This window comes from Grimontia indica (assembly GCF_000333895.2).
Classification (GTDB): domain Bacteria; phylum Pseudomonadota; class Gammaproteobacteria; order Enterobacterales; family Vibrionaceae; genus Enterovibrio; species Enterovibrio indicus.
Window position 1 is genome coordinate 1 of the sequence record NZ_ANFM02000013.1, and the last position, 13450, is coordinate 13450.

The 13450-nt window shown below is 49.0% G+C and carries 8 protein-coding genes and 1 tRNA gene; 6 read left to right on the forward strand and 3 right to left on the reverse strand.

Annotated features, from left to right (window positions below):
* Positions 1–634 precede the first annotated feature (634 nt).
* Positions 635–720: transfer RNA gene (locus D515_RS07875), tRNA-Leu, on the reverse strand.
* A 182-nt stretch (positions 721–902) separates the two neighbouring features.
* On the opposite strand from D515_RS07875, the gene D515_RS07880 reads away from it, so the two are divergent.
* Positions 903–1388 (forward strand): RDD family protein, encoded by a 486-nt coding sequence (locus D515_RS07880; RefSeq protein ID WP_002537602.1) that lies wholly within the window; start codon positions 903–905, stop codon positions 1386–1388.
* 75 nt (positions 1389–1463) lie between these two features.
* Here the strand turns inward: D515_RS07880 and lptG are convergent, their stop codons facing one another.
* Both lptG and lptF read right to left on the reverse strand, forming a co-directional pair.
* Positions 1464–2537: an LPS export ABC transporter permease LptG gene (gene lptG, locus D515_RS07885; RefSeq protein ID WP_002537604.1), complete on the reverse strand. Its 1074-nt coding sequence runs from the start codon at positions 2535–2537 to the stop codon at positions 1464–1466.
* Complete coding sequence (gene lptF / locus D515_RS07890) at positions 2537–3637, reverse strand: LPS export ABC transporter permease LptF (RefSeq protein WP_039849768.1); 1101 nt, start codon at positions 3635–3637, stop codon at positions 2537–2539. The genes lptG and lptF overlap by 1 nt, the downstream gene beginning before the upstream one ends.
* A gap of 193 nt (positions 3638–3830) precedes the next feature.
* Here lptF and pepA point away from each other — a divergent pair, with 193 nt between their 5' ends.
* From pepA to D515_RS07915, 5 genes are all read left to right on the forward strand, one after another.
* Positions 3831–5339 (forward strand): leucyl aminopeptidase, encoded by a 1509-nt coding sequence (gene pepA / locus D515_RS07895; protein ID WP_002537606.1) that lies wholly within the window; start codon positions 3831–3833, stop codon positions 5337–5339.
* Between the two features lie 138 nt (positions 5340–5477).
* Positions 5478–5933, forward strand: a complete 456-nt coding sequence (locus D515_RS07900) for a DNA polymerase III subunit chi (RefSeq protein WP_002537607.1) — start codon at positions 5478–5480, stop codon at positions 5931–5933.
* 20 nt (positions 5934–5953) lie between these two features.
* On the forward strand, positions 5954–8812 hold the full coding sequence (locus D515_RS07905) for a valine--tRNA ligase (protein WP_002537608.1): 2859 nt from the start codon (positions 5954–5956) through the stop codon (positions 8810–8812).
* Positions 8813–9018: 206 nt separating this feature from the next.
* Complete coding sequence (locus tag D515_RS07910) at positions 9019–11019, forward strand: sensor histidine kinase (RefSeq protein WP_002537609.1); 2001 nt, start codon at positions 9019–9021, stop codon at positions 11017–11019.
* Positions 11016–13286 carry an EAL domain-containing protein gene (locus D515_RS07915; protein ID WP_083939852.1) on the forward strand — a complete coding sequence of 757 codons (2271 nt, stop codon included), beginning with the start codon at positions 11016–11018 and terminating at the stop codon, positions 13284–13286. The genes D515_RS07910 and D515_RS07915 overlap by 4 nt, the downstream gene beginning before the upstream one ends.
* Positions 13287–13450 lie beyond the last annotated feature (164 nt).

A 13450-nucleotide genomic window follows, 5' to 3' on the forward strand; every position in this document is an offset into this window, starting at 1 on the left:
TCTTCAATTAAAGTTTTTGGCTCGATGAAATACTGTTGTGTTCTAACCCCTCTCTACAAAGTAAAGAAAGAGCAGAACGAATTGACTGTGCCGATAACTCCGAAGAGTTTTCGTTTGGTCACTCAGTAAACATCGATAAATCTTTTGTCTATCAATTACGAGTGCCCACACAGATTGCATAGGTCAAATTGTTAAAGAACGTTGACTTGGTAGCTTGCTCTGCGAGCCGCTTGCCGTGTCGATGAGGCGCATTATAGAGAGTTCACTTCAGTTGGCAATAGCAAAAACCAAATAATTTTCAAAAATCGATTTAAATGGTCACAAAGCCAGCAAAAACGGCAAAAATGAGTATTTATACAGCAACTTTCGCCCTAAAAGCGTAAAGAAAAATGAAATGAAGCACGCCTTCATCCCTATACACAGTAGGGATTGTGTTTAAGAAGTCGCTGATGAGCCCAATAATCATCGAGCTTTTTCTTATCACTGGTAATTAGAACGGAAGAGATAGGGAACAAAGCATCATTAAATAGGGGTTAGAGTAAAAGAAAGTAATAAAGAGGAGTTTTTGGCGTGGTAACAGAAAAGCATATAACGAAAAAAGCCCCAGTCTTTCGACTGGGGCTTTTCCGGAAATTGGTGCCCGGGGCCGGACTTGAACCGGCACAGTTATTCACCGGCGGATTTTGAATCCGCTGCGTCTACCAATTTCGCCACCCGGGCAAGTGCGAGCAATTATACGCAAGCAATGGGTTGAAGCAAGCCTATAATTCACAAAACCTTCTCGATCGGTTCTTTTTTCACCACAGTGCTATAAACACGCACTATCTGGCCTATTTTTACGCATTCAACACTGCCGATTAGGCTGGTAAACTACACACAGTACTCATTTCTAGGACAGAACAATGGCTCAATCATCGACACAGTACAGCGTACCCAAGGGCGCTAGCTTTTTCCGCCGCTTCGGCGCCTGGCTTTATGACTTTCTTGTACTCATCGCTGTGGAGATGCTGGCAATCGCATTAGTCGTCGGTGCCGTGGCTATTGCTGTGCAGCTGGGACTTTCTATTGATGGCTATGAAGATGTCAGCGATTATCTGACACGCAACCCGGCTATCAGTCCTTTCTTTACTATCTATGTGTTTGCTATTGCAGCTGGCTTTTATGGTTACTTCTGGACCCGAGCAGGACAGACAGTTGGGATGAAAGCATGGAAGCTTAAAGTCATCAGTGAGTTTGGTGGGAACATCACCTTTACCCAAGCCCTTATCCGAATGGCAACTTCTTGCTTAGGTATTGGCAACCTGCTGGCTCTGTTTGACCGAAACAACCGCGCGTTTCAGGATCACTTCTCCAACAGTCAGGTTATTAAAGTCGATACGATTAAATAATTCGTAAGGATGCTGATAATAAAGAGGGAGCCAACAGGCTCCCTCTCTTGTTTTACAGTCTGATATCGTCTTTTGTCAGAGTTTTCGGTTAAGCAGATAAAGCGTCACGCCGATAAAAGCCAAACTCGGTGCCACCGCGCCAACAAATGGCGGCAGCTTGTAGACCAGTGTCATCGGGCCAAAGACTTCATTAGATATATAGAAGGCGAAACCAAAGATCACGCCGGATAATACCCTCGCCCCCATGGTCACCGAACGCAACGGCCCGAAGACAAAGCTAAGCGCCAACAGCATCATCACACCAATCGATAATGGCTGAAGTGCTTTACGCCATAACGCCAGCTCGTAGCGGGAAGCATCTTGCTCTGATGCTTTCAGGTAATCCACATAACTGTAGACACCACTGAGAGAGAGCTCTTCAGGTTTTACCGTTACAATCGCCAGCTTTTCTGGCGTCAGTGTGGTTTTCCATGCCAGTTCTGCCTCTTTGGTTTCACTGATCCTCACCGGGCCATCGAAGTGCGTCACTGTCACTTTCTCCAGCATCCAACTGTCTTTATCCAGGTATTTAGCTTGCTCTGCGAAAACCTGAGCCTGCAGGTTTTGAGTGTCATCGAACTTCCAGATATTCACACCCGTCAGTGATTCTTTCTGATCAGTACGCGCAATATAGATGAAGTCTGCCCCGTCTTTTGCCCATACGCCGGTTCTCACCGACATCACATTACCGCCAGATTTAGCGAAGGCGCGAAGTTCACGCGCGGCTTTCTGAGCATCAGGCGCGCCCCACTGCCCCAGCGCCAGTACCACCAGCATCAGAGGCATGGCGGTTTTCAGTACCGACAGGCCGATATCCAACTTAGAAAAGCCCGCCGCTTGCATCACCACAAGCTCAGAGCTTGAAGCCAGCGTGCCCAATCCAATCAAAGCCCCCAAAAGCACAGCCATTGGGAAGAACATTTCAATATCGCGCGGCATACTGAGTAGCACGTACTGAATCGCCGTCATCATGGTGAAGGTCCCTTCACCCACTGAACGCAGCTGCTCAACAAACTTGATGATGGCGGACAGGCCAACCAGTGTCGCAAGACACAAGGTTGTTGTGGCGATAATAGTGCGGCCTATATAAAGGTCGAGGATCTTAAACATTAGGCCGCTCTCCTCAATCGGTATTTCAGTTTACGCATTGGCAAGCTATCCCAACTGATCAGCATTAACGCCACCAGCAACGCCAATATATTTACACTCCAAAGACCAATCTCAGGTGGCAACTTGCCTTCCTCCACCGCAGATTTCGCCGCACTGATAGAAAGGAAGTAAGCCAGATAAATTAACACCGCAGGGAAGAGTTTTGCGAAACGTCCCTGACGCGGATTCACCGCCGAAAGCGGGACCACAATCATGGTCATCAGCGGGATACATAGCACCAGAGAGATACGCCACTGAAGTTCAGCCTGAGCACGTGCTGAAGGTTCGTTGAGCAACACCTGGGTAGGGACTGCATCCCAATCACGATGTTTCTGACGCACTTCACGCTGACCAATCAGCACCTGATAGTTCTCGTAATCTGTCACCGTGTAATCGAGTAAGGTGGGCACACCTTCATAGCGCATACCGCCATTCAGGTCGAGCACCTGACGTCCATCAGGTAATTCTGAGATATAACCTTTCTCTGCCACAACAACGTTGGGGCGCAAGGTGCCGCGAGGTACAGGTTGTGCAATAAAGACTTTATGGAGATCTTTGCCTTCTCCGGTGATCTCGCTGACAAAAACCACAGCCTGTCCATCTGGCGTGGTTTGGATTTGCCCCTGCACCAAAAGCTCAAGACCTGTATCCGCCTCGAGCGTTTCCATCACTTTGATTTCTTTGTCATTTGCCCATGGCGTTAACCATAAGGCGTTGAAGGCCGCCACCGTACCGGTAATCACCGCCAAATACAGCGCCGCACGGATCAAAAACTTGTTTCCGATACCCGTCGCATTCATGACGGTAATTTCACTTTCTGCGTACAAACGCCCAAAAGTAATCAAAATACCGATATAGAGGCTGAGCGGCAGCATCAACATGCCCATCGACGGCATGTACAACCCGACAAGAGTTAACACATCACTGCCCGGAATTGAGCCATCTGTAGCGTTGGCCAGCACTCGGATAAATTTCTGGCTAAAAAAGACCAGAAATAGCACAAACAGCACCGCAAGTTGCGTTTTCACTGTTTCTCGGATCAAATACCGAACAATAATCACGGCGTTTTACCTTTAGAAAACTTGTTTTTTTACTCGAATCGCTATAGTTTTTCGGTAAATTAGTTATTTTTTAATCTTTCGGCCAAGTGTTGGCCTGCTTAATGAAATTTACGTCGAACACAGTTTCGAGTTCCGATAAAGCGGGCATTATCCAACATTTAGCCTCACTTGTCTTTAGGATGTAGGAGTACGCATGGAGTTCAGTGTAAAAAGCGGGAGTCCCGAGAAACAGCGCAGTGCATGTATCGTTGTAGGTGTGTTTGAACCACGCCGCCTGTCACCAGTGGCAGAACAACTTGATAAAATCAGTGACGGTTACATCAGTAGCCTGCTGCGCCGTGGTGACCTCGAAGGAAAGCCTGGCCAGATGCTGCTATTGCACCACGTTCCTAATGTGCTGTCTGAGCGTGTGCTTCTGGTTGGTTGTGGTAAAGAGCGTGAACTCGGTGAGCGCCAATACAAAGAAATCATCAAAAACACCATCAACACGCTGAACGAAACGGGCTCAATGGAAGCGGTTTGCTTCCTGACTGAATTGCACGTCAAAGGTCGCGACACCTACTGGAAAGTGCGCCAAGCGGTTGAGAGCACCAAAGACAGCCTGTACACCTTCAACCAGTTCAAGAGCGTGAAGCCAGAAACCCGCCGTCCGCTGCGTAAACTGGTGTTCAACGTACCAACACGTCGTGAACTGAATCTGGGTGAGCGCGCAATTGCACACGGTCTTGCGGTTGCTTCCGGTGTGAACGCATGTAAAGACCTTGGCAACATGCCACCAAACGTTGCAAACCCAGCGTACCTTGCTTCTCAAGCGCGCCGTCTGGCGGATGACTTTGAAAAAGTCAGCACCAAGATCATTGGCGAGCAAGAAATGAAAGAGCTGGGCATGACCTCTTACCTTGCTGTAGGCCAAGGCTCGAAAAACGAGTCCATGATGTCCATCATGGAGTACAAAGGTCACCCAGACCCAGATGCAAAACCAATCATTCTGGTAGGTAAAGGCCTAACGTTCGATGCAGGCGGTATCTCATTGAAGCCGCCTGCTAACATGGACGAAATGAAGTACGACATGTGTGGTGCTGCTTCTGTATTCGGTGCAATGAAATCTCTGGCGAAGCTGGATCTGCCTATCAACGTGGTTGGGGTACTAGCAGGCTGTGAAAACATGCCCGATGGCAACGCATACCGCCCAGGTGATATCGTGACCACTATGTCAGGCCAAACTGTTGAAGTACTCAACACTGACGCAGAAGGCCGCTTGGTACTTTGTGACGCCCTGACTTACGTTGAGCGTTACGAGCCAGAGTGTGTGATTGATGTGGCGACCCTGACCGGTGCATGTATCGTGGCACTGAGCCACCACATTAGCGGTCTGATTTCTAACCACAACCCACTGGCACACGAAATCGTCAATGCGTCAGAGCAAGCGGGTGACCGTGCGTGGCGTCTACCGATGACAGAAGAGTACCAAGAGCAACTCAAGAGCCCGTTTGCTGATATGGCAAACATCGGTGGCCCTGGTGGCGGTACCATCACTGCGGGTTGTTTCCTGTCACGTTTCGCGAAGAAGTACAACTGGGCACACCTCGATGTAGCCGGTACTTCGTTCAAAGGCGGGCAGAACAAAGGCGCAACAGGTCGTCCTGTCCCATTGCTGGTCCAGTTCCTTCTGAACCGTTCTGGCCTTGAAGTCGCAGAGTAAAACTGCACAAAGAGAAAAGGAGGCCTCGGCCTCCTTTTTTGTTGCTGCTTTTTGTTGCGAGTGTGAGCAACTCACCGCACACTGAGCCGAACACAATGGTGTTATCAATACCGAAAAAATGGCTAAAGAGGGAAATCGATGACAGGCATGGCGACCTTCTACTTACTGGATGAATCGCAAGACCAACCAACACAACAAATGTTGGACAAGGTTAGTCAGCTCTCTGCCCTTTTCTGTCAGCAAGGTATGAAAGCGTTCATCATGGCTGAAGATAGAAAACAAGCCGAAGCAATCGATGAACGGCTCTTTCAGCAAACCACGGAACACTTTGTGCCTCATAACCTCGTTGGCGAAGGTCCACGGGGAGGAGCACAGGTTGAAATTGGTTGGCCGGGTGTACGCCATGCTGGCCACCGCCAAGTGCTAATAAATCTGGCGCAAGAAGCAGCAACTTTTGCGCCTTCCTTTGCACAAGTGGTAGACTTCGTGCCTTGCGAAGAAGCTCTCAAGCAACAGGCTCGGGAACGCTACAAAATTTACCGCATGGCGGGGCGTCAAATGCGTACCCTCGCCATTGAAGAAATGTCCTATTAAATCAGTCCATCAAGAGCGCTATGGAAAAGACATACAACCCAACATCAATTGAAAAGGCGCTGTACCAGCGCTGGGAAGAGGCTGGCTACTTCAAGCCTCACGGTGATACATCAAAAGCTGCTTACAGCATCATGATTCCACCACCCAACGTCACGGGCAGCCTGCACATGGGCCATGCGTTTCAGGACACCATCATGGATACCCTGATCCGCTGTGAGCGCATGAAAGGCAAAAACACCCTTTGGCAGGTCGGTACTGACCACGCAGGTATCGCGACCCAAATGGTTGTTGAGCGCAAGATCGCGGCAGAAGAAGGCAAAACCAAGCACGACTACGGCCGTGACGCTTTCATCGACAAGATCTGGGAGTGGAAAGGCGAATCCGGTGGCACAATCACCAAGCAGCTGCGCCGTCTGGGTGCGTCTGTAGACTGGGATCGTGAGCGCTTCACCATGGATGATGGCTTTTACGCTGCTGTTCAGGAAGTGTTTGTACGTCTGTATGAAGATGACCTGATCTACCGCGGCAAGCGTCTGGTTAACTGGGACCCGAAACTGCACACGGCTATTTCCGATCTGGAAGTGGAAAATAAGGACGTGAAAGGTCACATGTGGCACTTCCGTTACCCACTGGCTGACGGCGTTAAAACCGCAGACGGTAAAGACTACATCGTGGTAGCAACTACCCGTCCAGAAACCATGCTGGGCGACACCGGTGTAGCTGTTAACCCAGAAGATCCGCGTTACAAAGATCTCATCGGTAAAGAAATCATCCTGCCAATCGTTGACCGCCGCATTCCAATCGTGGGCGACGAACACGCTGACATGGAGAAAGGCACAGGTTGTGTGAAGATCACCCCTGCGCATGACTTCAATGACTACGAAGTTGGCAAGCGTCACCAGCTGCCAATGATCAACATCCTCACGTTCAACGCAGACATCCGCGACGCAGCCGAAGTGTTCAACACCAACGGCGAAGCGAGCGATGTATACAGCACTGACCTGCCAGAGAAATACCGTGGCATGGAGCGTTTCGCTGCACGTAAAGCGATCGTTGCTGAGTTCGAAGAACTGGGCCTGCTGGACGAAATCAAAGATCACGACCTGACTGTTCCTTACGGCGACCGTGGTGGCGTGGTTATCGAACCAATGCTGACTGACCAATGGTATGTTCGCACTGCGACGCTGGCTCAGCCTGCGGTTGAAGCGGTTGAAAACGGCGACATCCAGTTCGTGCCTAAGCAATACGAGAACATGTACTTCTCGTGGATGCGTGACATTCAAGACTGGTGTATCTCCCGTCAACTGTGGTGGGGTCACCGCATCCCTGCTTGGTATGACAACGACGGCAACGTTTACGTAGGTCGTACAGAAGAAGAAGTACGTGAGAAGAACGGTCTTGCTCCAGTTGTTGTGCTGCGTCAGGACGATGACGTTCTGGATACCTGGTTCTCATCTGCACTGTGGACATTCGGTACACTGGGCTGGCCACAAGAAACGCCAGAACTGAAAACCTTCCACCCGACTGATGTACTGGTAACCGGTTTCGACATTATCTTCTTCTGGGTTGCGCGCATGATCATGATGACCATGCACTTCATGAAAGATGAAGATGGCAAGCCACAAGTGCCATTCAAGACTGTTTACGTAACGGGTCTGATCCGTGACGAAAACGGCGACAAGATGTCGAAATCTAAAGGTAACGTACTTGACCCGATCGACATGATCGACGGTATCGACTTAGAGTCACTGGTAGAAAAACGTACCGGTAACATGATGCAGCCACAACTGGCGGCGAAGATCGAAAAGAACACCCGTAAGACGTTCGAAAATGGTATCGAAGCCTACGGTACCGACGCACTGCGCTTCACTCTGGCTGCCATGGCTTCAACAGGTCGTGACATCAACTGGGACATGAAGCGTCTTGAGGGTTACCGCAACTTCTGTAACAAGCTCTGGAACGCAAGCCGTTACGTGCTGATGAACACAGAAGATCAGGATTGCGGCATGCAAGGCGGTGAGATGGAGTTCTCACTGGCTGATAAGTGGATCGAATCTCAATTCCAACTGGCAGCAAAAGAGTTCAACGCGCATATCGAAAACTTCCGTCTGGATATGGCATCGAACACCCTGTACGAATTCATCTGGAACCAATTCTGCGACTGGTATCTGGAGCTGACCAAACCTGTTCTGTGGAAAGGCACTGAAGCACAACAGCGCGCGACCCGTCACACGCTGATCAACGTGCTTGAGAAGACACTGCGACTGGCGCACCCAGTTGTGCCTTACATCACTGAATCTATCTGGCAGAGCGTGAAGCCACTGGTAGACGGTGTTGAAGGTGACACCATCATGCTGCAGGCACTGCCACAGTATGACGAAGCACAGTTCGATGAAGCAGCACTGGCTGATATCGAGTGGGTGAAAGGTTTCATCACTGCCATCCGTAACCTGCGCGCTGAATATGACATCGCACCGAGCAAACCTCTGGATGTGATGCTGAAAGCCGCTGACGAGAAAGATGCTGCGCGTGTTGAAGCAAGCAAGCAGGTTCTGATGTCACTGGCGAAGCTGGAAGGCATCCGCATTTTGGAAGCAGGCGAAGAAACACCGGCATGTGCAACCGCACTTGTTGGTAAATCTACCCTGATGATCCCAATGGCAGGTCTGATTGATAAAGACGCCGAGCTGGCTCGTCTGGACAAAGAAATTGCCAAGACCCAGGGTGAAATCAAACGCGTTGAAGGCAAGCTGAATAACCAAGGTTTCGTGGCGAAAGCTCCTGAAGCGGTTGTTGCTGCTGAGCGTGCGAAGCTGGACGGTTACGCAGAAACCCTAACTAAGCTGGAAGAGCAGAAAGCAGTTATCGCTGCACTGTAATCTCACGCGGAACTTACGCTCACAAACGGGTCTTCCAACGGAAGGCCCGTTTTCTTTTCTCTCTACCCGCCAACCCTGTTAAATTCATCAACAATTTGATGCATAAAAGTGACATGCGCCGCAATTGATGAGCAGCTTTAACATTCGCGTCGAAATCCATTACTACGCTTTATAGAACGCTATTCTGCAACCAATGAAACGTAGAAATGAATTCAATCGCATTCAGGCTGCACCTCAGCCTGATAACACTAACGGTTCTCTTACTCACCGTGTCATCTCTGACTGTTTGGGTCGCGCTTAATACCCGAAGCAGTACTGATGCGCTGTTAGATAAGGCACTTCCCAATACCATCAACACCATACACATGGTGGATGAGCTTAGCGAAATGCTGTTCAATCTGATGCGGTATGTGGAAGAGGAAGATGAGGAAGGTCACGCAGCCTTTCTTCAACATCTGGAGACTTTCGTCAAACACAAGCAAGACCTCAGCGTCTCGAAAGATCAGGCCATCAGCCAGGACATTGCAGAGTTGCGCGCGCTACATCAGGCCTTTCTGTCACTCTCGCAAGAAAGCGTCTTTAACGTATTCGACCCCACAGCAGAGCAACGTGCCCGCTCTCTCATCAACTCAACAAGTCAACCACTTGAAGTGCTTCTCGATAAGCTCCATACCTTCATTAACAATCAAAGCGATCTTCAGGCATTCCATAACGACTTCGCTTCCTTACATCGATACGATCTAGAGTTACTCGATGAAATGCAGGATATGAAATCTGATTTAGATATTTATCTGCTCGGCTACCCGTTAGCTGAAAAACGCTTCATCGCCAATGCAGAGGAGTTCAAGTACTACATACAATCGCTTTCTGATGCAACGAGCGACCCCAGCATTCTCGAGCAGCTAAAGCGCATTGAATGGCACTTTGCCAGATTCTTCGGAATTGCCAATAACGTCTTCAAACACCACGACAACACTGCCCGACAACGTGCACTGAAAGCGGTTATTGCGTTGGAGCGAGGCATCTTTCTGGACATGAAGACACTACTCAACAAGATGGCTGACCAGTCGGACAGCCTATTGATTGAAGAATCTCACGGGCTACGCAACATAGCCAATAAGTCCATGTACCTTCTTATATTTGTCACTGTTTTCGCGACTGTTTTGCTGGCATTCATTGTCCTCTTTTTCCAGCGTTCATTGTTCAGGCCACTGGAGAAAATCAACACAACCATTCAGGCACTGCGTCTGGGTCATCGCAATATCCCTTTCGAAGACATTGAAGACAATGAACTGGGACGAATCACCCTGAGCCTGAAAAACTTCCAGGTCGGCCTTTCCCGACTCGACCAACTGCAGATAGAAAATGCTAACCAAAAAGAAGCTCTGAAACGCGACAAAGAACAACTGACAGAGATGTTGGAGAGCCTTAAGTCAGCGCAGGATAAGCTCATTGAAACAGAGAAACTTTCTTCCCTTGGCAGCCTTGTAGCGGGGGTTTCCCACGAAATCAATACGCCACTTGGAATTTCAGTGACCATGGCAAGCACGCTGGAAACCGAGCACCTTTCATTTTTGGAAAAGCTCAAAACCGGAGAAATCCGACGGGAAGATCTCGACAACTTTGAATCACACAGTGCCGATGCCTACAGCGTAATGAATCGCTCATTACAAAGAGCGTCAGAGCTCATCAACAGCTTCAAGCAAGTCGCCAACGACCAAACCAGTGAGCAATTGCGCGAGTTTGAGCTGGGTACCTTGATGCGCGAGGTTTATAGCACCCTGCACCACCAAATCAAAAACCGGCCGATTCAGTTCTCCTTGCACGCAGAAGAAGATTTAGTCATGAGCAGTTACCCCGGGCCGATAGGACAGGTGTTTACCAACCTGTTTAACAACTCCATCCTCCACGGTTTTGACCAAGATGGTCAGGGAGAAATTTCTCTGACGTTAGTCCGTGAAGATGGACGTATCCGTTGGCTGTACCGTGATTCAGGTAAAGGGCTTTCCGGTGAGGGGCTCAAGCGTATCTTTGAACCTTTTTACACCACCCGCCTTGGCAAAGGCGGTTCGGGAATGGGCATGCACATCGTCTACAGCATTGTGGTCAACATGCTTCAAGGAGACATCAAGGTATACAACGATAACGGTGCCGTTTTTGATATTTCTATTCCGGCATCCATTCAACAAGCTGAAGGTGGACAATGAGTGACTTTAAAATCAATATCATCGATGGACCATCTACGCCTTCGAAGCCATCGGTAAATGCAGGACGAAGTTGGAAGATCGCCATCATTGATGACGAAACTTCCATGCATCAGGCCACCACGTTGGCGCTGAACAAAGTAACGATTCTTGGGTATCCATTGACCTTCATCCATGCGTACTCCGGCGCCGAAGGACAGCAACTTCTTGAGGAAAATCCAGACACTGCTGTGGTGTTGCTCGACGTGGTGATGGAGACAGAGGATGCAGGGCTGCGATTGGCCAGTTACATCCGTAACGAGCTAGGCAACCACACGACACAGATCGTGCTACGCACAGGGCAGCCTGGGTATGCACCGGAAGAGTCAGTGATCGAAAACTTCGAAATCAACGATTACAAAACCAAAAACGAACTTACCCGGACCAAACTATTCAGTACCCTTTGCACATCTATCCGCTCCTACCACAATCTGGTATCTATTCAGAAAAGCCGTGATGGCCTAAGAAAGATTGTGGATTCCGCCGCCAATCAGTTTCAGGAGCGATCGCTGGCGAGCTTTACAGAAGGTGTTCTGGAGCAAATCAATGTCCTGTTTGATATTCATTCTGAAGGGATTTTCTGTGTTTCCAGTCGCCCTTTAAATCCCCCTCAGCAGCTTGAAAAAATATACTGTCACGCCACCAGCAAACGGCAAGAAGATGAACACATCATTGTCGCCGCCAGTAAAAAATACCAAAAGGTGTTTGGACACCCTCTCGACAGTGTGGAGCTTGAGCCATCTTCCCAGTGTGTGATTCGCCAAGCATTCAAAGAGGGAAAAAACGTCATTCAGGATGGCAATATCGCCCTTTATCTCGACACGCCCAGCCGCTGGAAGGCCGTGATTTATATCATGACCGATAGGACGAATTTGCTCGACCAACTGGATCCAGAGCTATTGAGTGTATTCATTCAGAATGTGGCTTTAGGACTGGAAAACACCAAGTTTATCAATCAACTTTTTGATGCCGTGTTTACTGACGAAAACACCGGTCTCCATAGCCGTTTGGGTTTTGTCGACTCCCAGGCGCCCACACTGTTAAAACAAACTGGCCGTTTGACATTGGCAGTGATTGACATTGATGATTTTCACCAAATCAATGAGTCTCTGGGTTTTGAATATGGCAACCGTGTGCTCAAGGTGTTTGGTAAAACCCTGCAACAGGCTTTGCCTGCAAACAGCATAGTGGCCCGACTTCATAGTGATGCATTTGCCGTAGCAACGGAGCTTGAAGAACCTGAGCTGTGTAATATGTTGCAAAACTTGCAGGACACCCGGTTCAGCATGGACGGTGGAACATTCTATCTCAGCGCGACCGCTGGGCTTTTCAGCGTAAGTTATGATGGCGATATCTACGATATTGAAGTGGCATTGAGGCGGGCAGAAATCGCGCTCAAACAGGCAAAATCCAAACGTCGAGGCTCTACCCTCACCTTTGATGACGGTATGGAAAAAGCCTGCACTGAGCGCTTAAACCTGATAAATAAGCTGCGCCATGACCTCGCTGAAAACCGTCTATATCTTGTCTTCCAGCCAAAGGTAGACCTGCGTGATGACAGGATCATTGGTGCAGAAGCGCTGATTCGATGGGATCACCCCGAACTGGGGGAGGTGTCACCCGGAGTTTTCGTGCCTATCGCAGAAGCTGCGGGGTTAAGTTTCGAATTAGACACCTACGTTTTCCGCACAGCCTGTGAGATCCTCGAAGCCAATCCTCACTTCCCCGAGATTGCGGTAAATATCTCCCCGCTCACTTTAAGCCGAAGGGAGTTGCTGCCCACCCTAAACGGTATCTTGCAAAAATATGGCATCGATAAAGACCGGATCTCACTCGAAATCACTGAAGGCTGCTTTGTTCAGGGTGAAAACACCAAGTTCAACATCACTATGCTTCACCGCCAGAACTGGACTTTGCATCTGGATGATTTCGGCTCGGGCTATTCATCTTTCGGCTATTTGCTGGATCTTCCCGTCTCAGTGATCAAAATCGACCGCATTTTCACTTGGGGACTGAGCAAGTGTGATCGTTCAGAAAGATTACTGGGCGGCATGGTAAATATGTTGAAAGGAATGAATAAACAAGTGTTGATTGAAGGGTTAGAAACCGAGGAACAGCTCGTTGCCGCAGTCGCAGCAGGTCTCGATATGGCTCAAGGGTACCTGTTCTACAAGCCTATGCCTCTTGAAGCTTTTAATCTTGCACTTCAAGAACAGGTAGCGATAGCCTGAACCATTCCCCTGGCTTGTTACCACAAGCCGGGGTTTGCCTCTCTTTTTCTCTCTTCGAGCAACACCTTACTCACTTCCGTCTTATTCAATAGTTTTTACCTATTAAAACAATCAACAGAAACCACATTTACAAATGAGAATTATTTGCAATAATGAAGTCATAC

What these genes read in the sequence shown, in the direction of transcription:
- D515_RS07880 (WP_002537602.1), top strand. Translation starts at nt 903, where the DNA reads ATGGCTCAATCATCGACACAGTACAGCGTACCCAAGGGCGCTAGCTTT.
- lptG (WP_002537604.1), bottom strand. Translation starts at nt 2,537, where the DNA reads ATGTTTAAGATCCTCGACCTTTATATAGGCCGCACTATTATCGCCACA.
- pepA (WP_002537606.1), top strand. Translation starts at nt 3,831, where the DNA reads ATGGAGTTCAGTGTAAAAAGCGGGAGTCCCGAGAAACAGCGCAGTGCA.
- D515_RS07900 (WP_002537607.1), top strand. Translation starts at nt 5,478, where the DNA reads ATGACAGGCATGGCGACCTTCTACTTACTGGATGAATCGCAAGACCAA.
- D515_RS07905 (WP_002537608.1), top strand. Translation starts at nt 5,954, where the DNA reads ATGGAAAAGACATACAACCCAACATCAATTGAAAAGGCGCTGTACCAG.
- D515_RS07910 (WP_002537609.1), top strand. Translation starts at nt 9,019, where the DNA reads ATGAATTCAATCGCATTCAGGCTGCACCTCAGCCTGATAACACTAACG.
- D515_RS07915 (WP_083939852.1), top strand. Translation starts at nt 11,016, where the DNA reads ATGAGTGACTTTAAAATCAATATCATCGATGGACCATCTACGCCTTCG.